Raw genomic sequence first — 22,801 nt, 5'->3', positions numbered from 1 at the left:
CAATAATTACGGAGGCGTGCGTGGCTGAGACGTTCGACGTGGTGATCATCGGTTCGGGCCCCGGCGGCTACGTGGGCGCCATCCGCGCGGGTCAGCTGGGCCTGAAGACGGCCATCATCGAGAAGGACAAGCGGCTGGGTGGCACCTGCCTCCATCGCGGCTGCATCCCGACCAAGTCCCTGCTGTGGACCGCGGAGCTGTTCCACCACGTCCGCGAAGCGGCTGACTTCGGCGTTGATGTGAGCAGCCCGGCCATCAACTGGCCCAACGCGATGAAGCACAAGGACAAGATTGTCACCAAGGGTGCCAACGGCATCGACTTCTTGATGAAGAAGAACAAGGTGACGGTGGTGAAGGGCCACGGCCGCATCGCCGGCAAGGGCAAGGTGGAGGTCACCGCCGAGGACGGCTCCAAGCAGGTCCTGGAGGCGAAGAACATCATCATCGCCACGGGCTCGGTGCCCAAGTCCCTGCCCAACGTCCCCGTGGACCACAAGCGGGTGCTGAACAGCGACTCCATCCTGCAGATCGACCGCGTCCCCAAGAGCATCATCGTGCTGGGCGCTGGCGCGGTGGGCTGTGAGTTCGCCTCCGTGTTCAACCACGTGGGCAGCAAGACCGCCATCGTGGAGTACCTGCCCGCGCTGCTCCCCATCGAGGACGCGGACATCTCCAAGGAGCTGGAGAAGATCTTCAAGCGCCGCGGCATCGACGTGCACACCGGCTCCGCGGTGGAGAAGGTGGAGCACACGGCGGACGGCGTGCGCGTCACCATGAAGGTGGGCAACGAGACCAAGACGCTGGAGGCGGAGATCCTCCTGTCGGCGGTGGGCCGCTCGCCCGTCACCGAGGACGTGGGCCTGAACAAGACGAACATCCAGGCCGAGCGCGGCTACATCAAGGTCGACTCGATGCTGCGCACCTCCGAGCCGAACGTCTACGCCGTGGGAGACATCATCCCCACGCCGATGCTGGCGCACATGGCCAGCGCGGAGTGCGTGGTGGCCGTGGAGCACATCGCCGGGAAGAACCCGCAGCCCATCAACTACGACCTGACGCCGTCGGCCACGTACTGCTACCCCGAGGTCGCCTCGGTGGGCCTGACGGAGAAGAAGGCCAAGGAGCGCGGCTACGACGTGAAGGTGGGCATCGCTCCGATGGGCGCCGTGACCAAGGCCGCCATCTCCAACGAGGCCACCGGCATGATCAAGATCGTGTCGGACCGGAAGTACGACGAGGTCCTCGGCGTGCACCTCATCGGGCCGCACGCGACGGAGCTGCTGGCCGAGGCGTGTGTCGCGCTGAAGCTGGAGATCACCACCGAGGAGCTGGCCAACACCATCCACGCGCACCCGACGCTCTCGGAAATCGTGCACGAGGGTGCCGAGGCCACGCTGGGCCACCCGCGCCACTTCTAGGCGGCGGCGCCTCGCTTGAAGTCCCAGGGGCCGTCCCGGTGTGCCGCGGACGGCCCCTCGTATTTCCGGCCCACGCGGCCGCGCGAGGTGACGCTCTCCTGACTGGCCGCCCTCACGGGGGCTCCTGGCCTGTGCCCAGGCGCCGGGGGCATTAGTAGAGAGGCGACAACTGGCGGACGACTGGTGGATGCTGACGCCTTGCGTCAGTGGCTTCCGCTTGAACGTCCTCCGTCCAACCCATAGAAGGCCCGCGATCCATGGCGACTCCCGACCGGTTCCCTCTCCCCCAGGTGACTGAGACCACCCGCAAGCCGGAGTGGCTGAAGGTGCGGCTCCCGCACGGAGAGGGCTACGAGCGGGTCAAGGCCATCGTGAAGCGCACGAAGCTGGCCACGGTGTGCGAAGAGGCCCGCTGCCCGAACATCGCCGAGTGCTGGGGCGGTGGCACCGCCACGGTGATGCTGATGGGCGAGGTGTGCACGCGCGCGTGCCGCTTCTGCCACGTGAAGGTCGGCGCGCCTCCGCCGTTGGATCCAATGGAGCCCATCCATCTGGCCCAGGCGGTGAAGGAGATGGACCTGGAGTACATCGTCGTCACGTCCGTGAACCGGGATGACCGGCCGGACGGCGGCGCCAGCCACTTCGCCTCCGCCATCCGCGAGCTGCGCCGGGAGAGCCCGCGCACCATCGTCGAAGTGCTCATCCCTGACTTCAAGGGCGTGGAGCAGGACCTGACCACCGTGGCGGAGGCCAGGCCCCACGTGGTGGCGCACAACGTGGAGACGGTGGAGCGCCTCACGCCGACGGTGCGAGATCGGCGCGCGAAGTACCACCAGTCCCTGCGCGTGCTGGAGTACCTCAAGCACCGCCCCGAGGGCCTGTACACCAAGACGTCCGTCATGGTGGGCCTGGGGGAGACGGACGCGGAGCTGGAGCAGACGTTCAAGGACCTGCGCGACGTGGGTGTGGACGTGCTGACGCTGGGCCAGTACCTGCAGCCGTCGCAGTACCACCTGCGCGTGGAGCGGTTCGTGACGCCCGCGCAGTTCGAGGCGTACAAGACGCTGGCCGAGTCCTACGGCTTCCTCTACGTGGCCTCCGGTCCGCTGGTGCGGTCCAGCTACCGGGCCGCTGAGTTCTTCATGAAGGGCCTGATGGAGCGCGAGCGGATCGAGCGGCTCGGCTGAGCGGTGACGCTCCGATTCATGGCTTGACCCAACACCCCTGCTTCCCGGAAAGACGACTCCATGGCGATCTTCGAATTCAAGCTCCCCGACCTTGGTGAAGGCGTGATGGAGGGTGAGCTGGTGAAGTGGCACGTGAAGGCGGGGGATTCCGTCAAGGAAGACCAGGTGCTCGCCGAGGTGATGACGGACAAGGCCACCGTCACCGTCCCCGCGCCCAAGGCGGGCCGTGTCGTGAAGACGCACGGCAATGAAGGCGACCTGGCGAAGGTGCACCAGCTCCTCGTCACCCTGGAGGTGGAGGGCGACGCGCCGGCGCAGTCCAGTGGCCATGGCGAGGCCAGCGCGGCTCCCGTGGCCGCGGCGCCCGCGGCGGGTGGCCAGGGCGGTGGGGCGCCCGCCTCGGCGTCCAAGGTGCTGGCCACGCCGGTGACGCGGCGGATGGCCCGCGAGCACGGGCTGGACCTGGCGGCCATCTCCGGCACGGGGCCGCAGGGCCGCGTGACGAAGGCGGACGTGGTGGCGGCGCTGGAGGGGGGCGAGAAGAACGTCGTCGCGGCTCCGGCCGAGCAGAAGGCGCGTCCCGCGGCTCCGCCGGTCAGCTCGGGCGCGGCGGACGAGCGCGTTCCGCTGCGGGGCCTGCGCAAGAAGATCGCCGAGAAGATGGTGCGGTCGAAGTTCACGGCGCCGCACTTCGCCTTCGTCGAGGAAGTGGACGCCACGGAGCTGGTGGCCCTGCGCGCGCGGCTGAACGCGCAGCTGGTGGCGGCCGGTGAGAACACCAAGCTCAACTACCTGCCGTTCATCATCAAGGCGACGGTGGCGGCGCTGAAGAAGTTCCCGCACCTGAATGCGAACTTCGATGAGGCGGCGCAGGAGCTGGTGGTCCGCGGCGAGTTCAACATCGGCATGGCGGCGGCGACGCCGGACGGCCTCACCGTGGCGGTGGTGAAGAACGCGGACCGGCTGACGCTGGCTGACCTGGCGCGTGAGACGGCTCGCCTGGGCGCCGCCGCGCGTGACCGCAAGCTGAAGATGGAGGAGCTGACGGGTGGCACCTTCACCATCAGCTCGCTGGGGCAGAGCGGCGGTCTGTTCGCCACGCCCATCATCAACCACCCCGAAGTGGGCATCCTGGGCGTGCACCGCCTCAAGAAGCGCCCGGCGGTGGTGGGTGACCAGGTCGTCGTCCGCGACATGATGAACCTGTCGCTGTCGTGCGACCACCGCGTCATCGACGGCTCGGTGGCGGCGGACTTCACGTACGAGATCATCAAGTACCTGGAGAAGCCGGACCTGCTGTTCCTGGCCATGGCGTGAGGTGAGCGCCGTGGCAGGTCCACGCCCCCGACGTGAGGGGCGTGGTGGCCCTGGAGCCGGGCCGGGAAGCGCCTGACGCTGGGGCTCGCGTTCAAGGGCCGCGCGCGGGGGCTTCGAGCCGGTTAGGCTCTCTCCGTATGGCCGAGAACCCTCGCGAGCTGATCCGCGCCGCGCAGTCCGCCGAGACACAGGGGGACGTGGCCCGTGCGGTGGAGTGCCTGCAGAAAGCGGCGGAGCTGTACCGTCAGGCGGGCAATCCGTCCCGCGCGTTGCAGCTGCTTCGTCATGCGCAGCGGCTGGACGGCAGCCGCGCGGACATCGCGGATGCGGTGAACCGGCTGGAGTGGATGCCGGAGCCTGTGCTCGCACGGTCGGAAGCGGACACCGACGACGAAGAGGCCTTGCCTGGGGCCGGGCTGGTGCGTTCCCTGGAGTCGGAGTTGCTTCCGGACGTCGGCCACCGGCAGCGGCTCATCGAGGATGCGCTGCGCGAGGCGACCCTGCACGCCGGCGACGACGCGCCTGGCGACGCCGCCCAGGCCTGGGTCATCGAGACTGCGGTCGCGGAGGACGCGCAGCGGCTCGAAGCGCAGCTTGCGCGTGTCGCGGGCGCGGTCGAAGGCGCCGAGGAGTCCTCGCGCCAGACGGATGCCCCGCCTCGGCGTCGCGGAGAGGCCCGGCTCATCGAGCGCGGCCCCACGCGCGCGGATGCGGCGCTCGACGCGTGGTGCTCCTTCTGTTGCCGTCCACGCACGGACACGGGGGACCTGGTCGCGGGGCCCGCGGGCGCGTTCATCTGCAAGCGCTGCCTGAACGAGTCGCAAGCCCTGCTGGGCGACGTCACCCCGGTGCCTCCACTTACGGTGTCGCGGAGGGGCCGTCCCGCGGTGCCCAGCATGGGGCTCGTGGGGCAGGGCGCGACGCAGGCGCTGCTGACGCAGTCGCTTGAGGCCCACGCGCGGACCCTGCTGGTCGTCGGGCCCGAAGGCAGCGGCAAGAGCGCCTGGTTCCAGGAGCTCCAGCGAGAGGGCGTGGGCGTCATCACCCCCGTCGCGGACCTGGACCTGACGACTCAGTCGCGCGCCCTGCTGGTGGAGGACGTGGATCGCCTGGATGCGTCATCCCACGCGGCCCTGCGAGCCTTCCTGGCCCAGGACCGCCGGCCTGTCGTGGTGCTGAGCGCGAGGGGCGTGGGCATGGAGGCTCGGGGCCTCAGCCTTCGCGGGGCCTCACACAGCGTTCCCGTGCCCACCACCGCCGCGCTGACTCAGGCCGTGCGCGGCACCGTGCCCACGGACCTCCTGGAGCATGTGCAGGTGCTCCTGCCGCTCCAGGTGCCGACTCACGCTGAATTCATGGAGATTGCCCGCCAGCGCCTGGCCTCGCGCGAGCCCGCGGTCTCCGCCTCCGAGGACGTGCTCAAGGCGCTGGCCCTGGAGGCCAGCCGCGCGCCGCGCGCGGGCCATGAGCTGCACGCCCTCCTCAACCGGGTGCCCACGGGAGCGTGGAGCCTGACGCCCACCGTGAAGCCCGCGTCCGCGCGGAAGGCACGAAGGAAGCGAACATCATGAACACCATCACCGTCTACCGGCTGGGCCGTGTGGAGTACGAGGACGGGCTCGCGCTGATGCACCTCTTCAGCGAGTCCCGCCGCCAGGGGCTCTGCGGCGACGCGCTGCTCCTCTTGGAGCACCCGCCCATCCTCACCCTGGGCCGGGCCGCGAAGCGCGAGAACATCGTCGCCAGCGACGCGCGGCTGGCGAAGGAGGGCGCGGAGGTCTTCGAGACCAACCGTGGAGGCGACGTCACCTACCATGGCCCCGGCCAACTGGTGGGCTACCCCATCTTCCTGCTGCCGGAGGGCCGGCACGACGTGCGCCGCTACGTGCGCGACGTGGAACGCGCCGTCATGCAGGTGCTGGCCCAGTGGGGCATCACCGCGGGCCCCATCCCCAAGTGGCCCGGTGTCTGGATTGGCGAGGAGGGCGCCGCGGACGCGCGAAAAATCGCCGCCATTGGCGTGCACCTGTCGCGCTGGCTCACCACGCACGGCTTCGCGCTCAACGTGAACACGAACCTGGACCACTTCCAGCTCATCGTCCCGTGTGGCATCCGCGAAGCGGGCGTCACGTCCATGCAGCGCGAGCTGGGCCGCGCACTTCCCATGACGGAGGTGGAGGAGGCCATCGCCAGTAGCTTCTGCACCGTGTTTGACAGCGAGCGCTTGGACGCGCCGCCACCGCTGCGGACGGTGAGCATCGCGGTGGTGAAGGGCCGTGGCCCCGAAGCGCGGGTGCTGCTCGTGCGCCGGCGCCCTGAGCGGGGGGGCTTCTGGCAGGTCCTCACGGGGAGGCTCGAAGCGGGTGAATCGCCCGCGCGGGCCGCCGCGCGGGAGCTGGAGGAGGAGACAGGCCTCCGCGTGCCGCTGGTGGACCTGGACTACCGCCACGCCTTCGCCCTGGGGGAGGTGCTGCCACCTCGACTCGTGGAGGAGAACGGCTTCGCCGCCCACGTGTCGCCGGGCGCGGACGTGCGCCTGAGCGCCGAGCACGACGCCTTCGAGTGGGTCGACGTCCCCACGGCCTTGGAGCGGTTGCCCTTCCGGGGCCTGCGGGAGACGGTGAAGCGCGCTACAGCTTGATGACCAGGGACTCGCGAGCGGCGATGGCGTCGGGGCGGTGCTTGCGCACCTGACGCAGCAGCCGGTCCATGCCCGCGTCATCGCGTGACGGGTCGTGGTGGAAGAGCACCAGCTTCTTCACCTCGGCCTTGTCCGCCGCGTGCACCGCGGCCTGCCAGGTGGAGTGGCCCCAGCCGGTGCGCGCCGGCCCGGTGCGGCCGTGGTACTCGTCCTCGGTGTACATGGCGTCGTAGATGAGGACGTCCGCGTCCTGGGCGAACGCGTAGAAGGCCGCGTCCATGTCGCTGCCATGCTCCAGGTCGGTGGCGTACACCACCGAGCGGCCCTGGCACTCGACGCGGTAGCCCATGTTGCCACCCGGGTGGTTCAGCTCGATGGTGTGCACCGTCGCCGGGCCCAGCCGCAGCGTCTGCGTGGCGGCCAGGTCCGTGTACGTGAGCTGCGCCCGGAACACGCCGTCCGCCGTCACCGGGAAGTACGGCGGCACCATCTGCCCGCTGAGGAGCTGCTTCACCGACTGCCCATGCCGCGCCGGGCCGTAGACAGTCAGGGCGCTCGTGGGCAGGAACATGGGCCCGAAGAAGGGCAGGCCCTGCAGGTGGTCATAGTGGTAGTGCGAGATGAAGATGGAGCCCTTCACCGGCTTCTTCTTCGCCACCAGCGCATTCCCCAGCGCGCGCGCGCCGGTGCCCAGGTCGAAGATGAGCAGCTCGTCCCCGCAGCGGACCTCCACGCAGGGGGTGTTGCCGCCGTAGCGCTTCGTGTGCGCGCCCGGTGAAGGAATGGAGCCGCGCACACCCCAGAAGCGCACCTCGAAGGGCACGCGGGCCTGGTTGCGCGTGACGGTGTTCCGCCGCCGCGCGGGGGGCTTCTCAGCCGGCTTTGGCTTCCGTGTCGTCGTCCTCGGCGAAGAGCTCAATCAGGTGCCCCGTACGCTCGCGCTTCGTCCTCAGGTAGTCGACGTTATGCGGATTGTGCTCGGTCCGGGAAGGGATTCGACGCCGGACGGGAATGCCTTCTTCGACCATGCCCGCGATCTTCAGCGGATTGTTGGTCATCAGGTCCACCGAGCGCACATCCAGGCTCCGCAGCATCTCCGCCGCGATGTCATAGGTGCGCAGGTCGTCCGCGAACCCCAACTGCCGGTTGGCTTCGTAGGTGTCCAGTCCCTTGGACTGCAGCGCGTAGGCCTTGATCTTGTTGCCCAGGCCGATGCCGCGCCCCTCCTGCCGCAGGTACAGCACGACGCCCTGTCCCGACTGGGTGATGAAGTCGAGCGAGCGGTCCAGCTGCTGGCGGCAGTCGCACTTCAGGCTGCCGAAGACCTCGCTCGTGAGGCACTCGGAGTGGATGCGCACCGGGACACCCTCGTGTCCTGAAACCTGTCCGACGACGAGCGCGACGTGCTCCCGCCCGTTGCGCCTGTCCCGGAAGACGATGGTCCGCAGCGAGCCGCGCTCGGTGGGGATGTCCGCCTCCGAGAACCGCTCCAGGTGCTGCGTGGGCTTGCGGGTCGGAAGGACCTGAGGTGAGCGTGTGTCCGACATGTCGAGTCCTCTCCAGATGCGGGCCCCTGTTTGGAGTCCTCAGGTTCTCAAGTCAAGGCGGGCTCGAACTTTCGAACACGAGCCCCTACGAGGATGCTCCACGGCGTCCTTCGTTCCTCAGGCCACCCATGAGAGCGGAAGCAGTTCTACCGCGTCCCCATCCGTCAAGCTGCTGGCTTCCCGGGGGAAGTGCAGCAGATGGGTGGCCGCCGCGGCAGAACGCAGGGCACCGGACGTTTGTGTCGCCAGAGGACGGGCCCACAGGTTGCCTTCTCGCCAGGCAGCCGTGACGCGGACGAAATGCGCCAGACCGGAGGGCTTGGACAGCTTGCCTTCCAGGCGTCCGGCCACGCGTCCGGGCCCCACCTGCGCATGCCCCATCAGCTTGCGCAGGGCCGGGCGCACGAAGAGCTCGAACGTCACCAGGGAAGACGTGGGATTGCCCGGGAGCCCGAAGAAGAGCGTGTCGCCACGACGGCCCACCACCAGCGGCTTTCCCGGCTTGATGGCGACGCGCCAGAAGTGCTGCTCCACGCCCAGCGCGGCCAGCACTTCCTTCACGTAGTCGCGCTCGCCCACGGACACCCCCGCGCTGGTGATGACCACGTCGAACCCGTCCAGCCGGGAGAGGGCGGCCAGCACGGCGTCGCGCGTATCCCGGGCGATGCCCAGCCGCGTGGGAAGGCCGCCCGCGCGGCGGACCGCCAGCGCCAGCGACGGCGCGTTGGTGTCCACGATGCGGCCGTTGGGTGGCTCGTCCGCGTGGCACAGCTCGTCGCCAGTGGAGAGGATGGCCACTCGCGGTGCGCGCGACACGGGCACGATCTGCCGGCTCTGGGCCCAGAGGAGGCCCAGCTCGGGGATGCCCAGCGGCGTGCCGCATGCCAGCAGCAGCTGCCCCTCCCGAGCGTCCTCGCCCCGGGGCCGCACGAACTGTCCCGGCCCCACCGCTTCGAGCACGTCGACCTGATCCGCGCCGCCCTGGCCCACGGGCCGCGTCCGCTCCCGCATCACCACCGCATCCGCGCCCGCGGGGAGGGGAGCGCCCGTCATGATGCGGGCGCACACCCCGGGGAGCAGCGCCTGATGGCCCACCGCGCCCGCGTAGAGGGTCTCCCCGACGTCGAGCCGGACGGGCAGGGGACCCGCCAGGTCCGCGCTGCTCACCGCGTAGCCGTCCATGGCTGAGTTGTCCCAGGGAGGGAGCGTACGCTGCGCCGTCACGTCCTCGGCGAGCACTCGCCCCAGGGCGTCATCCAGCGGCAGCCATTCGCTGGGAAGGGGCGCGCACAGGGCCAGGATCCGCGACCGGGCTTCTTCTTCCGGCAGCAATGTGGCGGAGTCGTTCATGCCCGGCTTATAGCCATGCCGTGGCCCTGTGGCTTCGATGCGTTCGCGAACAAAGTCCGTGAGATAATCAAGTGTTAGTTTGACAGTCTACCTGATCATCGTTACAAGCAGCGGTGATCGCGAGGCTTGCCTGCCCTCTGGGTAGGTCCGCCAACCCGTTGAAAGGACACGGGAACTCTAAAGGAGACTGCGTCGATGGCCAAGCCCAAGTCCGGGGCCAAGAAGACGACTCCCGCTGGCAAGGCTGGCGCAAAGCCCGCTGCGAAGAAGGACTCCGCTGCCCGGCTGGATCTGATCAAGAACGCCTCCAAGCGGGCGGCGAAGGCGGCGACGAAATTGGCGAAAGCGGCATCGGACGTAACGAAGGGGGCCAAGAGCGCGGCGAAGAAGGCCGTGCAGGAGAAGGCCACCGCGAAGAAGGCCGCGCCCGCCGGGAAGACGGCCTCGGCCGCCAAGGCGGCGCCACCAGCCGCGAAGGCCCCGAAGGCACCTCCTGCGAAGGCACCTCCGGCGAAGGCGTCTCCCGCGAAGGCGTCTCCCGCGGCGAAGTCCGCCGCGGGTGCCAAGACGGGGAAGGCGAGCGCGGTGCCCGCCGCCCCGCCAGTGGAGAGCCCCCGTCCTCGCGCCACCAAGCTCCCACCCCCGGGCGAGCCGCTCACCAAGCGTGAGATGGAGCAGCTTCTGACGGCCGGCGAAGGCCGCGGCGTCACGGGCGAGGGCAGCCTCAAGGGTCGCTTGGTGGTCACCAACGACATGCCGCACCTGGTGGTCGTCGGGCGCGACAAGCGCGAGCTGACCTTCCTCCTCCAGGGCCCGGATCAGGAAGTGCTCCCGGCCTACCTGGACCACAAGGTCTCCGTCAGCGGGCTGATCCGCAAGACGACCAACCACGCTGGCGTGGTGGACGTGCGCAAGTACTCGGCCAAGAAGCCAGACGCGGAGGTGGTGGAAGCCACCCCGGTGGAGACGGAAGCGCGGCTGCGCTACCTGTCACCCGGCGAGGTCTCCATGGTGACGGCGGCCGGCATGGGCGCGGGCATCAAGGGCTTCGCGGGCGTGCGTGGCAACCTGGAGATGACGGGCGAGGAGTTCGTTCTCGTCGTGTCCAACGGCGGCACGCGCCAGCAGGTGTCATTCATCATCGAGGGCAAGTTCGCCACCAAGGCCCTGCGCAAGCACGTGGGGCACACGCTCCAGGTGCAGGGCGTCGTCGACAAGACGTCCGGCTGGGGTGGCCGCATCCACGCGGAGAACGTGGAGCCGCGGCCGTCCGAAGCGCGCGCCGTGTCCCGCGATGAGATGGAGCTGGTGCACATCGAGGGAGAGGTTCCCGCGTCCGTGGACGTGCGGCTCAACCACGGCCTCACCGTGCGCCTGCCCGAACATCCCGGCTTCACCTGGGCCATCGAGCCCACGGTGGCCAAGCGCGTGGGCCTGCGCGAAGCCAACTTCGAGCCCGCGCCCGAGGACGGTGCCGGCACCCGCGAGTTCTTCTTCACCCCTCGCAACCCGGGCACCTTCGAGGTGGAGTTCTTCCTGGCCAAGGCGCTGTCGCCTGGCCTGGTGGACCGCTCCTTCAAAATCAACGTCACGGTCAAGCCCTGAGGGTCGCCGCCCCGCCCGGAGCAGGTTCCGAGGGGCGGCCGGTCGCCGGGGGGTTCCCGTTCGGCCGCTTCGGGCTTACCCGTTCCCGTAGCGGCCGAGCCGCGACCCCACCGTGAGCCTTTCTCCAGAACACCTCAAGCAGCTTCTCTCTGACGCAGACCACCCGCTGGGCATCAAGGAGCTTCTCCGGCTCGCGGGCCTGCACCCTGGGCAACAGACGGAGCTCAAGCGCACCCTGCGCGAGCTCGTCCGTCAGGGCGACATCCTCAAGGACGGCAAGCGCTTCGTGCCCCGGCATCCGTCACGGCGCGAGGCCGACGTGCGTGCAAAGGAGCAAGGCGCTCCCGAGGCGTGGCGTCAGCGCGGCGCGGAAGGGCCCCGCGAAGGCGGTCCGAATCGAGGGCCACGGCAGGCAGGACCGCGTGCGGCGGGCCCTGGCGGCTTCGCGGGCCGCCGGCCTGAGCCGGGGGCGCGCGGCAAGCGCGCGGGCTGGCAGGAGCGGGGCCCGGGGAGTGAGCGCCGGGGCGCCTCGAAGCACGGAGGGGGCTTCCGGCAGGAGCGGGCGCAGGGGCCCGGCCGCCGGGGCAGCTTCAGCGAGGCCGAAGGTGATGGCCTGCTGGAAGGCATCCTCCATGTCCACCGGGATGGCTTCGGCTTCGTGCATCCGCTGTCGGCGGAGGGAGGGGACAACGTCTTCCTGCCGCCGCACGAGGCCCAGCGCGCGCTCGACAATGATCGGGTGGTGGTGGCTGTCTCGGGGCGGCCTCCGCGCCTGGAGGGCCGGATCATCCGGGTGGTGCAGCGCCGTCGCGAGCTGGCGGTGGGCACCTACGTCGTGAAGGGCCGCTACGCCGTGGTGTACCCCACGGATTCGAGCCTGCCCGGCCCCATCCGCGTGCCGCTGACGCAGATGGCGCGCGAGGGGGACCTGGTGAAGGTCCAGCTGGGCATCGGTGCCCAGATGTTGGACCCGGACCGGGGGCTGCACGGCGAGGTGGCCGGCTCCCTGGGCAAGCCCGGCACGCCGAGCGCCGAGGTGCTGGGCGTCGCCTACTCGCAGGGGTTCTCCGACGAGTTCCCGCCGGAGGTCATGGGCGAGGCGGACCGCTACGCGGTGACGGTGTCGGAGGCAGAGGCCCGCGGCGAGCACCGGCGCGACCTGCGCGCCATGCCCCTCATCACCATCGACGGTGAGGACGCGCGCGACTTCGACGACGCTGTCTACGTGGAGGACGGCGCGGACGGGTGGCGGCTGGTGGTGGCCATCGCGGACGTGACGCACTACGTGTGGGAAGGCAGCGCGCTCAACGCGGAGGCGCTGCGGCGCGCCACGTCCGTGTACCTGCCGGACCGCGTGCTGCCCATGCTGCCGGAGCGGCTGAGCAACGGCATCTGCTCCCTGCGCCCGGACGAGGACCGGCTGTGCATGGTGGCAGACCTGACGTTCGACCGCCGGGGCCACCGCCGCTCCTACGACTTGTACCCAGCGGTGATGCGCAGCGTGGCGCGGTGCACGTACAACGAGGTGCAGGACGTCCTCGACGGCAAGGACGTGCCGCACCGCAACGCGCACAAGCCCCACTTCGAGCGGCTGATGTCGCTGGCCCGCGCGCTGATGAAGATGCGCAAGGCGCGCGGCGCCATCGACTTCGACCTGCCCGAGCACAAGGTGGTGCTGGACGAGGAAGGCCTGCCCGCGCGCATGGACAAGCGCGAGCGCAAGGACAGCCACCGGCTCATCGAGGAATGCATGCTCGCCGCCAACGAGGCGGTGGCGACCTTCTTCCAGGACGAGGGCCTGCCCACGGTGTACCGGTTCCACGGAGAGCCGGACCCGGAGAAGCTGGCCACCTTCGCCGCGCTGGCGGAGGCCTATGGCTTCAAGATGCGCGTCGAGGACGGCGTGTCGTCGAAGGAGCTGGATGCCTTCGTCAGCCAGCTCCAGGGCCACCCTGAGCAGCGGGCGCTGAACCAGCTCCTGCTGCGCTCCATGATGCAGGCCGTGTACACGTCGTCGCGCGTGGGCCACTACGGCCTTGCCGCCGAGCACTACCTGCACTTCACGTCGCCCATCCGCCGCTACCCGGACCTGCTGGTGCACCGGCTGCTCAAGGCCCACTGGGCGCGGAAGGGGCGCAAGCCGACCCCGTCGATGCTGGAGCGCGAGGAGGACCAGCTCGAGGACATGTCCGCGCAGTGCTCCGAGCGCGAGCGCGCGGCGATGCAGGTCGAGCGGGAGGTGGTGTCCTTCTACGCGTGCCTGCTGATGAAGGACCGCGTGGGCGAGGAGTTCGCCGCCACCGTGGCGGCCATCACCGACTTCGGCTTCTTCGTCGAGCTGGACGAGGTGCACGTCGAAGGCCTGGTGAAGGCGGAGACGCTGGGGCCGGGGGCGAAGCTGGACAAGCTGACGCACTCCCTGGTGTACGCGAATGGCCGCCGGGTGCGCGTGGGACAGAAGCTGCGGGTGCGGCTGACGTCCGTGAACGTGACGGCGAAGAAGCTCGACTTCGAGGCGCTCCAGTTCGAGGGCGAGGCGCTGCTGCCCCGTGTCGAGGCGCGGGGCCAGCAGCCGCACCGGCGCCGGGCGTGGACGGCCGAGGCGCCGCCGCACCGCGAGCGGGATGAGCGGCGGGAGCGGGCAGGGCGCCCGGGCCGCCGCGAACGCGAAGCCTCCGAGAGCCGGGGCGCGCCCGCGTCCCATGCGCCTCGCGAGGAGACCGGCGCGGGACGTCCACGTGGGCGCTTCTCCCGCGAGGGCCGTCGTGAGGAGGCCGCACCGCACCGGAAGGAGCCTCGGTTCCCGCCCAGGGCACCGGAAGGACAGGAGCCTCCCCGTTCTGAATCGCCCGCGTGGCCCAAGCGCAGGACGTTCATCCGCCCGGAGCCACAGGCGCCGGCGCCTGTGTCCGCCGAAACGGCCGAACCGCTTCCGCCCGAAGCGCCGCCCGCGCCGTGGGAAGTGCCGACAGGGGATGACGCCGCCCGGTCTCCGCACCCGGGTTTCGACCGGATCCGCGCGTTGGCGTCCCAGCGTCAGCCTGGGTCCGAAACCCGCGGCGCCTCCCATGGACGGTCGTTCCAGAAGCAGAAGCCGCAGGGCGGACCGGGACCCCGGTTCCCCGCGCCCAAGCCCAGGAGCGAGTCCGAGGACGACATGGTCTTCTCGATGGAGCCCCCGCGCCCTGCTCAGCCCGAGCCGCCCGTCGAAGCGCCCGAGCGGGCCCACGACAAGCCCGTGACGGCGGCGCCCCTGCAGGCGACGCCGGAGCCCGTCCGGGCCGCGCCTGTGGACGTTGATGCGCCGAAGCGCAAGGCGACGCGGAAGAAGACCGTGGTGAAGGCGGCGCGGCCCCCGGCGCGGAAGAAGAGCCCGGCTGGAAGCGTCAGGAAAGCCACCGCCAAGAAGGCCAAGAAGCCCGAGAAGCCCAAGAAGGCCACGGCCAAGGCGAAGAAGGCCGTGCCCGCTCGGTCCGCGAAAGCCACCAAGGCGGCCGCGTCCAAGCCCAAGGCGAAGGCGCCGTCGAAGAAGGCCGCGAAGCCGTCCGTGGTACGTGCCACGAAGTCAGCGAAGGCTTCGGGGACCGCCGCGAAGAAGAAGGCGCCTTCGGGGCGCAAGAAGCGCTGAGAGCGACGCGGGCCTCACCTTCATGGGGCCCGCGACTTCAGGAGGCAACGTGAGCGTCGTCCGGTTGCTGGGTGTCATGCTCGCCATCGCGGGCGCCGTTTTGCTCTGGTCTGGGCTCAAGGCCCGGGACTCGCTCGCGGAGCGGGCCACGGAGTTGTTCACCGGCCGGAACACCGACCGCACCACGCTGTATCTGGCGGGTGGCGGCGCGGCGTTGGTGGGCGGAATCCTGATGGTGCTCGCGGGCGGAGGCAGACGGCGGCGCTGAGCCGGGCGTCGCGCGGCGAAGCGTCGAGCCGCCAGCGCGGTCCTCCTCGGCGACGGCGTGGGCCCCGTGGCGACAGTGGACATGCGCCGTCACCGCGCGCACGGGGCTCACGTGAAGGACTGGCGTTTCGCCTACGCGTTCAGCAGCGCGGCGTGATGCCGGAGGTGGTCCTCCATGAAGGTGGAGACGAAGTAGTAGCCATGGTCGTATCCTTCCTGGATGCGCAGCGTGAGGGGCTGGCCCACCGCGTCGCAGGCCTCGCGCAGCAGCTCCGGCCGGAGCTGTTCCGCGAGGAACTTGTCCGTCGTTCCCTGGTCCACCAGCAGCGGCGGCAGGCGGACCTTGCTGGACCGCAGCAGCTCCGTGGCGTCGTAGTCCCGCCACGCCTCCTGGTTGTCGCCCAGGTAGCCGGTGAAGGCCTTCTGGCCCCAGGGCACGCGCATGGGCGCGGCGATGGGCGCGAACGCGGACACGGAGCGGTAGCGCCCCGGGTTGCGCAGCGCCGTCACCAACGCGCCGTGGCCGCCCATGGAGTGACCGAAGATGCCCTCACGGTCCGCCTGGGCGGGGAAGTGCGCGGCGATGAGCGCCGGCAGCTCCCGGGTGATGTACGTCCCCATGCGGTAGCGCGCCGACCACGGCTGCTGCGTGGCATCCAGATAGAAGCCCGCACCCACGCCGAAGTCCCACGACGCCTCCTCGCCCGCATAGCCCGCGCCACGCGGACTGGTGTCCGGTGCCACCAGCATCAGCCCCAGCTCCGCGGCCACGCGCTGGGCGCCGCCCTTGATGAGGAAGGTCTCCTCGGTGCACGTGAGGCCGGCGAGGTAGTAGAGCACCGGCACCTTCCGCTCCCGCGCCTGGGGCGGAGCGAAGATGCCGAAGCGCATGTCGCCGCCGCACGCCTCGGAGGCATGCCGGTAGAAGCCGACGGTGCCCCCATGGGAGCGGTGCTCGCTCAGCAGGGTGGGGGCCGCCGTCATGAGTACTTCACCACGCTGCGGATGGACTCTCCGCGGTGCATCAGGTCGAAGCCCTTGTTGATGTCCTCGAGCTTCAGCGTGTGGGTGATGAGGTCGTCGACGTTGATCTTCCCGTTCATGTACCAGTCGACGATCTGCGGCACGTCCGTGCGGCCACGCGCGCCGCCGAAGGCGCTGCCCTTCCACACGCGCCCGGTGACGAGCTGGAACGGACGGGTGCGGATCTCCTGCCCCGCGCCGGCCACGCCGATGATGATGCTCTCACCCCAGCCGCGGTGGCAGCACTCCAGCGCCTGGCGCATGGTGTTCACGTTGCCAATGCACTCGAAGCTGTAGTCCGCGCCGCCGCCCGTGAGGTTGACGAGGTACGGCACCAGGTCCTCGCCAATCTCCTTCGGGTTGACGAAGTGCGTGAGGCCGAACTTCTCCGCCATCGCCTTGCGGCCGTTGTTGATGTCCACGCCGACAATCATGTCGGCGCCCACCATGCGGGCCGCCTGCACCACGTTCAGGCCGATGCCACCCAGACCGAACACCACCACCTTGGCGCCGGCCTCCACCTTCGCCGTGTACACGACGGCGCCAATGCCCGTCGTCACGCCGCAGCCGATGTAGCAGACCTTGTCGAAGGGGGCGTCCTCGCGAATCTTCGCGACGGCGATCTCCGGCAGCACCGTGAACTGCGCGAAGGTGGACGTGCCCATGTAGTGGTGCACCGGCTTGCCGTGCAGGCTGAAGCGGCTGGTGCCGTCCGGCATCAGGCCCTTGCCCTGTGTGGCGCGGATGGCCGTGCACAGGTTCGTCTTCTGGGAGAGGCACGACTTACACTGGCGGCACTCGGGCGTGTAGAGCGGGATGACGTGGTCGCCCTTCTTCACCGACGTGACGCCCGGCCCCACGTCCACGATGATGCCGGCGCCCTCGTGGCCCATGATGGCGGGGAACAGCCCCTCCGGATCCTGCCCGGACATCGTGAAGTCGTCCGTGTGGCAGAGGCCGGTGGCCTTCAGCTCGACGAGCACTTCGCCCGCCTTGGGGCCTTCGAGCTGCACCGTTTCAATGCTCAAGGGCTTGCCTGCCTCGAGCGCTACCGCTGCGCGGACGTCCATGGTTCTTCTCCTCGAATCGTTGAGGCGGCGCAGGTTAGGTCAGCGAGCCCTGGACCGCGGGCCAAAAAGTCAGCGGGCCGCCATAGGCTGAAACACGAAGGGCCCGGAACCGGCTCGCGGTCCCAGGCCCCTGTGGACTGTCCAGAAGGTCGCGGAGGGTTACGGCGCGGGCGCCGCCGCCTTCGCGGCCTTCTGTGCCTCACCGAACTTCTTCGTCATCTCCGCGAACTGCGCCTGGTACTCGTCCATGCGCTTCTGGTGCTCCTCGGCGCGGGCGGTCGCTTCGGCGACGACTTCCTTGTTCTTCGCGTTCTCAGTCACCTCGGAGAGCGCCATCTCCTTCTGCTGCCGCTCGAACTCCATCAGCCGGCCCATCACCACACGCTTGTTGAGATAGGTGTTGGCGGAGTTGGGGTTGAGGGCGAGGACCTGGTCGTAATAGCTGAGCGACTTCTCCAGGGACTCCTTGATGATGGGCGCACCCATGGAGCGGGCGCCGCCGCGCTGCGCGTAGATCTCCGCGATCCACCCGAGCGACGCCTCGTCCTTCGGCTCCAGCTTGAGGGCCTCGTTGAAGTACTTCTCGGCCTCCTCGGTGGTGCCGCCGGTCATGTGCATGCTGGCCAGCGTCCGGTAGATCTCCGCCTTCTCCGCGGGCGTCGTCTTGAACTCGCCCATCTTCAGGACGGCCTCGGAGGCCTCGTTCATCTGTCCCAGCTGCATGTGGGCGAAGGCCTTCTTCTCCCAGACCTTCTCCTGCTTGGGGTCCGCCTGGAGCGACAGCGCGTAGGCCGCGGCGGCTTCCTTGAACTCCTTCTTGCTCAGGTGGTTGCTGCCGGCGATGCGGTGCTTCTTCGCGGTGTCGTCCTCGGCCTTACACCCGACGACGGCACCACCCAGCGCGAGCGCTCCGACCAGCAGACCGACTTTTCCCAGGCGCTTCATATGTGTGCCTCTCAAGATTTTTGGAGGACCCACCCTCACGGGTCCTGATTTTGCGGGGAGCATACCCGAAGTCGAGCCGCCGGGGCCCTTCGCCCGCTGGCCTGCTCCCTGGTGAGCAGGCAGGCCGCGCACCGGATGTCCCAGTGCGTCATGCCGTCAGCACGAGCTTCACCAGCTCCGGCGGGCTGCCGACGCGCATGGGCGGTCCCCAGAAGCCGCAGCCTCGGCTGACGTAGATGTTCGAGTCACCGTGCGCGTACAGCCCCGCGGAGTGCTCCCACGCCAGACCAATCAGCATGGTCATGGGCATGAGCTGTCCACCGTGGGTGTGCCCCGAAAGCTGCAGGTCCACGCCGCGTTCAGCCGCCACCTTGAAGTTCGCCGGCTGGTGCGCCAGCAGCACCGCGGCGCGGTCGGGACTCCGCCCCGCGAGCGCCTGGTCCAGGTCGTAGCCCTTCTTGTTGCGCCGCCGGCCGCCGCTCCAGTCGTCCACGCCCACCAGGTCGAAGGAGGCGCCCTTGTCACCGATGGGGACGTGCCGGTTGCGCAGCACCTCGATGCCGAGTGACTCCAGGAACGCGGACCACTCCTCGTCGCCGGAGGAGTAGTCGTGGTTGCCGGTGACGAAGAAGCTGCCGTAGCGGGACTTCAGCGCGGCGACGTGGCCGCCGAGCGAAGCCACGCCACCGTCCACCAGGTCTCCGGTGATGGCGAACAGGTCCGGGCGCAGCGAATTGGCCTGCTGGACCAGGGCGTCCATGTAGCGGCGCTGGATGAAGTGGCCCACGTGGATGTCGGTGAGCTGCACGATGGTGAGCCCGTCCAGCGCCCTGGGCAGCTTGGGAATCTTCACGGCCAGCTCGGTGACGAGCGGCGGTGAGAAGGCACGCCAGCCGCCAAAGGTGGCCAATCCGCCGCCCGCGACGAAGGCGCTTCCCGCCACGGCCTGCCCCAGGAAGCGCCGCCGGTCTTCGTCCACGGTGGTGCTGGGCACGGGCGTGTCAGGCGCGGGCGAGGCGTGAGGCCGCAGCCGCTTTGTCAAGGCCGCGAGTCCCTGGCCCACGTCCGTCAGGAGCAGGGCGGTGACGAGGCAGAGCGCCACGCCCATCCACGTGTACACAGCCATGGTGAGCAGCCCTTGGGCGCTCTCCGGAAGCAGGTCCAGCACGGTGCGCCGGTTCCCCATCACGCCCGTCATCACGACGAGCACGGCCAGCGCCAGCCGCCGAGGCAGGCGGCCAGGCAGCAGCGGCCGGACCAGCCGACAGTACAGGTACAGATGGCCCAGCACCGCGCCGAGCCCGATGAGCATCGAAAAGGAGAAGAGTCGCACCGGTAGGGATGAAGGAGCGCGGGAGAAGCCACACGGTACCACGGCTCGGCCCACGGCAGGCGGGGCGCCTGGGTGGAGGAGCGGACGACCAGGATGTGGAGGCCTTCGAGCGGGGGACCGCTCGGCGCGACCGAGCCGTCCCCACGGCGACCTCAGAGCACCCAGGCTCGCCGGGTGTTCACGTCACTCTTGAAGCGGTAGTAGGGGTTGCCCGAGTCCTGCACGATGAGGGTCTCCGTCCCGTCGTCCAGGATGGCGGTGACCCGGATGTCGTTCAGGTTCCAGTTGTCACCGGTATCAAAGGGGTTTGACTGTCCGGACTGAAACCGGATCGCGAACTCGCGCATGTTGCTGTAGAGGACGAGCGCGGGGAGCTCGACTTCCACGGTGCGCGTCGACCCGTTGGGCCAGCTGACGCCGTTGTTCAGGTTCTGGCTGATGGAGACGTGGTTGCCATTGAGCGCCGTGTAGCTGAACTCGGCGAAGGCGTTGCTCGCCTGGCGCAGGTCGTCGCTTCCGGTGACGATGCGGACACGAAGGTGCGTCACCTGCCGGTCACCATCCACGGCGTGGGCCTTGCCAGGTGTCATGACGAGCAGGGCGACGGCCAGGGTTGCCGTGAAGGCCGCCGCGAAGCGCTTGGAGTACATGTTCGGCGTGTGGGTCGTGTTCATGTGGGACTTCTCCATGCCAATTCGGAGATGGGTGTGTGTCATTGACTCGGTGCACGAGGCCCGCGAGCCGATAGGGACCCTGCCTTGACGGGCTTCGCGTGAACACTGCCAAAGTTTTTGCACTGCCCGGACCCCGCGGCCGTGGGGCATTGCGCTGGGATGGCGAGACACGCGGTGCTCATCCTGGTCGTGGCCCTGTTCCGCGCGGCGGCGTTCGCCGCGCTCCCACCCGAGGGCTTTGGCGGGCATCCAGAGTCCCTGCGCATCCGGCTGGTGACCATTGGCCCCGGCGCGGACCTGCACCAGCGCTTCGGCCACAGCGCGCTGTGGGTCGAGGACACGCGCCTGAAGACAGGTCTCCTCTACAGCTATGGCACGACGTCCATCGCGAATGGGGGGCCGGTCCGCTTCCTCCTGGGCCAGCCGACGTTCTGGGCGGCGCGCCTGTCCGTGGAGCGGACCTTCCTGCTGTATCGCGCGCTGGCGCGGTCCATTGACGTGCAAGACCTGTCGCTCACGGTGGCGCAGCGTCAGCGGCTCCTGGCGCGGCTGGAGCGTGATGTCCAGCCCGCCTCGCGTGAATATGCCTATCACCCACTCAGGGACAACTGTGCGACGCGTGTGCGGGATGTCCTTGATGAAGCATTGGGTGGCGCGCTCCGGGATGCGCTCACGGAGCCGGCGCGCGCCACCCAGCGAGCGCTCCTCCGGCGATACGTCCAGACGCAGCCGGTTACGGAGCTGCTCCTGATGTCATGGCTGAACGACGCCGTGGACGCGCCCGCGACCCAATGGGAGGCGGCCTTCCTTCCTCGGGAGCTCGCCAGGTTGCTCATGGGGGTGTCCTATGTGGATGGCTCCGGCAGGCGCATCCCGTTGGTGAAGCGCGAGGGGGGGGCGTCCCCGTCCATTGACGGGGCCACCCCTGTCGGCGCCGGCTGGGAGGGGGCCGCCGCCTGGGGACCTGGCGTTGGCGGCGCGGCCCTGGCCGTCATCCTCGCGGTCCTGCGCGGGCGCGGCACGCACCGGGTGTTCCAGGTGCTCTTCGGCCTCTATCACGCCGTGTTCGGGCTCACGCTCGGCGCGGCGGGCGTGGCGCTGGGTGGTTTGATGCTGTTCTCCAGGCTCGACGTCATGCAGCGCAACGAGAACCTGTTGCTGGCCAATCCGCTTGCCTTCGGGTTGCTTCCGCTGGGCATCCTCATGATGTCCGGCAGCGGGCGCGCGGAGCGCTGGGCACGCGGATGCGTCTGGCTGCTCGTGGCGGGCTCGCTGCTCGCGGTGGTGCTCAAGCTCTTGCCCTCATTCGACCAGGACAACCGCGGGCCCATGGCCTTGTGGCTGGTGGCGAACCTGGGACTGGGGCTCGCTCACGTCTGGCGGTTGCGCCGGCCGTCCGTTGCGCCTGGCTGCGAGGTGGGGCCCGCCGCGGGAGAGCGGGAAGGGGCCCGCGGAGCTACCCGCTGGACGGCAGCGTGACTTCGACCCGTGCGCCTCCCTCGGGCGGGTTGCAGGCGCGCAAGGTGCCGCCGCTTGCCTCGACGAGCCCGCTCACCAGGAGCATGCCCAGCCCAGACCCCTCTGGCTTGGTCGTGCCGCCTCGGGGGCGCTCCCCCTCCAGCAGCCCTGGCTGGAAGCCCGGCCCGTCATCGCTCACGCTGAGCAGGACGCGGTGCAGCGCCGGGTTTGGCGCCACGCTGATTCGCACCGTGCGCGCGCCTTGCCGGCCATCGCCTTCACAGGCGTTCACGAACAGGTTGGTGACCACGTGCGTGAGCCCGCGCTCTCCGCCGACAACGCGGACGCAGACGTCGTTGGCGGCACGCCCCAGGCCCGCTGTTCCTTCCAGTTCGAACCGGACCCGGGAGAACCTCGTCTGGACGACCTCCATGGCGCGGCGCAGCGTGGCGCTCACGTTCACCGCCGTCGCGTCTTCAATCACGGTCAGCTCGCCCAGCGTCCGGGTCTTCACGCTCTCGATGAAGCGGGTCAGCTCACCCAGGTCCTGGACCAGGGCGCTCGCATGGCCGGGCGCGCTGGCGCCCATGGGCTCGCGGAGGAGGAGGTCGGCGCGCAGCCTCGCCGCGGACAGCAACGTGCGCACGTCATGGTGTTCGCGCAGCAGCGCGCGCAGGTTCGTGCGCGCACGCTCGATGTGGGCGCTCGCGGTCCCGGCATCGAGGACCAGCCGCCGTGCGATGCCACAAATCACCGAGGCGACGATGCCCGCGCTGCCGATGAAGATGAACAGGAGCAGCAGCTCCTTCGCCCCATAGGTGGCCTTCCCGGCATTGACGTGGAGGTCGAGCGCCGTCAGGCCCCCCATCAACAGGAGGTTGGCCGTCGTCCCAATCCACGCGGCCGCGGGCGACAGCCGCAGCGCGGTGATGAAGGCCACCGCGATGGCCGCCGCGGGGTCCGGCATTCGCAGCAGCCCGGTGTAGTGAGGGCCATGCCAGAGCACCGTGGAGAGGAGGGACGCATGGGCGAAGACGGCGTCCAGCACCGTGGAGGCCACGAGCAGCTTCGCGCCAAACATCCGCCGCCGGGCCGCCCACAGCGCCAGCGCCGACACCGCGATGCTGCCCAGCAGCAGGGGAAGCTGGAGCCAGGCCGCCGCGGCGCCGCCCTCGGCGTGGGCTCCACCCAGCGCCAGGAAGCGCGCCAGGATGAGGGCACAGAAGACCATCCGGACCCCGCTGACCAGCGCTTCGCCCACGTTCGAAGCGTCGGACAGGACCCGCTGCGCCATCTGCTCCAGCGCCGGCGGTCGAGGACTCAAAGACATTCATGGTA

18 protein-coding genes are annotated in these 22,801 nt (G+C 69.6%); 9 read left to right on the top strand and 9 right to left on the bottom strand.

All coding sequences use genetic code 11. The annotated features are described in order from the left end of the window. Window positions 1-20: 20 nt before the first annotated feature. From lpdA to lipB, 5 genes are all read left to right on the top strand, one after another. Window positions 21-1,418, top strand: a complete 1,398-nt coding sequence (lpdA, locus tag HV824_RS00330) for a dihydrolipoyl dehydrogenase (protein WP_176422402.1) — start codon at window positions 21-23, stop codon at window positions 1,416-1,418. 257 nt (window positions 1,419-1,675) lie between these two features. Further along, window positions 1,676-2,605, top strand: a complete 930-nt coding sequence (gene lipA, locus HV824_RS00325; protein WP_176415005.1) for a lipoyl synthase — start codon at window positions 1,676-1,678, stop codon at window positions 2,603-2,605. A gap of 60 nt (window positions 2,606-2,665) precedes the next feature. Next, window positions 2,666-3,922, top strand: coding sequence for a dihydrolipoamide acetyltransferase family protein (locus HV824_RS00320; RefSeq protein ID WP_176422401.1), 1,257 nt, complete (start codon window positions 2,666-2,668; stop codon window positions 3,920-3,922). A 137-nt stretch (window positions 3,923-4,059) separates the two neighbouring features. Beyond that, window positions 4,060-5,493 (top strand): ClpX C4-type zinc finger protein, encoded by a 1,434-nt coding sequence (locus HV824_RS00315; RefSeq protein ID WP_255207627.1) that lies wholly within the window; start codon window positions 4,060-4,062, stop codon window positions 5,491-5,493. Continuing rightward, on the top strand, window positions 5,490-6,563 hold the full coding sequence (gene lipB, locus HV824_RS00310) for a lipoyl(octanoyl) transferase LipB (RefSeq protein WP_176415002.1): 1,074 nt from the start codon (window positions 5,490-5,492) through the stop codon (window positions 6,561-6,563). The genes HV824_RS00315 and lipB overlap by 4 nt, the downstream gene beginning before the upstream one ends. Here the strand turns inward: lipB and HV824_RS00305 are convergent. The 3 genes from HV824_RS00305 to glp all read right to left on the bottom strand — a co-directional run bounded on the left by HV824_RS00305 (window position 6,553) and on the right by glp (window position 9,460). After that, on the bottom strand, window positions 6,553-7,386 hold the full coding sequence (locus tag HV824_RS00305) for an MBL fold metallo-hydrolase (protein WP_176415001.1): 834 nt from the start codon (window positions 7,384-7,386) through the stop codon (window positions 6,553-6,555). The genes lipB and HV824_RS00305 overlap by 11 nt on opposite strands. Window positions 7,387-7,435: 49 nt before the next feature. Beyond that, window positions 7,436-8,110 (bottom strand): GTP cyclohydrolase II, encoded by a 675-nt coding sequence (gene ribA / locus HV824_RS00300; protein WP_176415000.1) that lies wholly within the window; start codon window positions 8,108-8,110, stop codon window positions 7,436-7,438. 117 nt (window positions 8,111-8,227) lie between these two features. Beyond that, a complete protein-coding gene (glp, locus tag HV824_RS00295) occupies window positions 8,228-9,460 on the bottom strand; it encodes a gephyrin-like molybdotransferase Glp (RefSeq protein WP_176414999.1) in 1,233 nt (410 codons plus the stop codon). 195 nt (window positions 9,461-9,655) lie between these two features. Here glp and HV824_RS00290 point away from each other — a divergent pair, with 195 nt between their 5' ends. The 3 genes from HV824_RS00290 (at window position 9,656) to HV824_RS00280 (ending at window position 14,961) form a co-directional block, all read left to right on the top strand. Then, window positions 9,656-11,065, top strand: a complete 1,410-nt coding sequence (locus HV824_RS00290; protein ID WP_176422400.1) for a protease inhibitor I42 family protein — start codon at window positions 9,656-9,658, stop codon at window positions 11,063-11,065. A gap of 112 nt (window positions 11,066-11,177) precedes the next feature. Further along, on the top strand, window positions 11,178-14,693 hold the full coding sequence (gene rnr, locus HV824_RS00285) for a ribonuclease R (RefSeq protein WP_176422399.1): 3,516 nt from the start codon (window positions 11,178-11,180) through the stop codon (window positions 14,691-14,693). Between the two features lie 49 nt (window positions 14,694-14,742). Continuing rightward, window positions 14,743-14,961 carry a DUF3185 family protein gene (locus tag HV824_RS00280; protein ID WP_163777026.1) on the top strand — a complete coding sequence of 73 codons (219 nt, stop codon included), beginning with the start codon at window positions 14,743-14,745 and terminating at the stop codon, window positions 14,959-14,961. 131 nt (window positions 14,962-15,092) lie between these two features. On the opposite strand, the gene fghA is transcribed toward HV824_RS00280, so the two are convergent. From fghA to HV824_RS00255, 5 genes are all read right to left on the bottom strand, one after another. Continuing rightward, window positions 15,093-15,944: an S-formylglutathione hydrolase gene (fghA, locus tag HV824_RS00275; protein WP_163777028.1), complete on the bottom strand. Its 852-nt coding sequence runs from the start codon at window positions 15,942-15,944 to the stop codon at window positions 15,093-15,095. Further along, window positions 15,941-17,053 carry an S-(hydroxymethyl)glutathione dehydrogenase/class III alcohol dehydrogenase gene (locus HV824_RS00270; protein WP_176414996.1) on the bottom strand — a complete coding sequence of 371 codons (1,113 nt, stop codon included), beginning with the start codon at window positions 17,051-17,053 and terminating at the stop codon, window positions 15,941-15,943. Before HV824_RS00270 ends, fghA begins: the two co-directional genes overlap by 4 nt. A 159-nt stretch (window positions 17,054-17,212) precedes the next feature. Further along, a complete protein-coding gene (locus tag HV824_RS00265; protein ID WP_176414995.1) occupies window positions 17,213-17,998 on the bottom strand; it encodes a tetratricopeptide repeat protein in 786 nt (261 codons plus the stop codon). Window positions 17,999-18,146: 148 nt separating this feature from the next. Beyond that, entirely contained in the window at window positions 18,147-19,310 is a 1,164-nt protein-coding gene (locus HV824_RS00260; protein ID WP_176422446.1) for a metallophosphoesterase, read from the bottom strand. Window positions 19,311-19,483: 173 nt separating this feature from the next. Continuing rightward, on the bottom strand, window positions 19,484-20,005 hold the full coding sequence (locus tag HV824_RS00255; protein ID WP_176422398.1) for a hypothetical protein: 522 nt from the start codon (window positions 20,003-20,005) through the stop codon (window positions 19,484-19,486). Between the two features lie 159 nt (window positions 20,006-20,164). On the opposite strand from HV824_RS00255, the gene HV824_RS00250 reads away from it, so the two are divergent. Next, entirely contained in the window at window positions 20,165-21,484 is a 1,320-nt protein-coding gene (locus HV824_RS00250) for a DUF4105 domain-containing protein (protein WP_176414993.1), read from the top strand. Here HV824_RS00250 and HV824_RS00245 read toward each other — a convergent pair. Continuing rightward, window positions 21,462-22,793 (bottom strand): sensor histidine kinase KdpD, encoded by a 1,332-nt coding sequence (locus HV824_RS00245; protein ID WP_176422397.1) that lies wholly within the window; start codon window positions 22,791-22,793, stop codon window positions 21,462-21,464. The genes HV824_RS00250 and HV824_RS00245 overlap by 23 nt on opposite strands. Between the last annotated feature and the right edge of the window lie 8 nt (window positions 22,794-22,801).

Origin of the sequence: Myxococcus sp. AM009 (assembly GCF_013372605.1) — a bacterium.
Classification (GTDB): Bacteria; Myxococcota; Myxococcia; order Myxococcales; family Myxococcaceae; genus Myxococcus; species Myxococcus vastator.
The sequence above is the reverse complement of the archived record's forward strand: the minus strand, read 5'-3'. Positions and strand labels throughout refer to the sequence as shown.

Coding starts and splice junctions, on each gene's coding strand:
- HV824_RS00315 (WP_255207627.1), top strand. CDS start 4,060: ATGGCCGAGAACCCTCGCGAGCTGATCCGCGCCGCGCAGTCCGCCGAG.
- fghA (WP_163777028.1), bottom strand. CDS start 15,944: ATGACGGCGGCCCCCACCCTGCTGAGCGAGCACCGCTCCCATGGGGGC.
- lipB (WP_176415002.1), top strand. CDS start 5,490: ATGAACACCATCACCGTCTACCGGCTGGGCCGTGTGGAGTACGAGGAC.
- HV824_RS00255 (WP_176422398.1), bottom strand. CDS start 20,005: ATGAACACGACCCACACGCCGAACATGTACTCCAAGCGCTTCGCGGCG.
- HV824_RS00245 (WP_176422397.1), bottom strand. CDS start 22,793: ATGTCTTTGAGTCCTCGACCGCCGGCGCTGGAGCAGATGGCGCAGCGG.
- HV824_RS00270 (WP_176414996.1), bottom strand. CDS start 17,053: ATGGACGTCCGCGCAGCGGTAGCGCTCGAGGCAGGCAAGCCCTTGAGC.
- ribA (WP_176415000.1), bottom strand. CDS start 8,110: ATGTCGGACACACGCTCACCTCAGGTCCTTCCGACCCGCAAGCCCACG.
- HV824_RS00265 (WP_176414995.1), bottom strand. CDS start 17,998: ATGAAGCGCCTGGGAAAAGTCGGTCTGCTGGTCGGAGCGCTCGCGCTG.
- lipA (WP_176415005.1), top strand. CDS start 1,676: ATGGCGACTCCCGACCGGTTCCCTCTCCCCCAGGTGACTGAGACCACC.
- glp (WP_176414999.1), bottom strand. CDS start 9,460: ATGAACGACTCCGCCACATTGCTGCCGGAAGAAGAAGCCCGGTCGCGG.
- HV824_RS00250 (WP_176414993.1), top strand. CDS start 20,165: ATGGCGAGACACGCGGTGCTCATCCTGGTCGTGGCCCTGTTCCGCGCG.
- HV824_RS00320 (WP_176422401.1), top strand. CDS start 2,666: ATGGCGATCTTCGAATTCAAGCTCCCCGACCTTGGTGAAGGCGTGATG.
- HV824_RS00290 (WP_176422400.1), top strand. CDS start 9,656: ATGGCCAAGCCCAAGTCCGGGGCCAAGAAGACGACTCCCGCTGGCAAG.
- HV824_RS00260 (WP_176422446.1), bottom strand. CDS start 19,310: ATGCTCATCGGGCTCGGCGCGGTGCTGGGCCATCTGTACCTGTACTGT.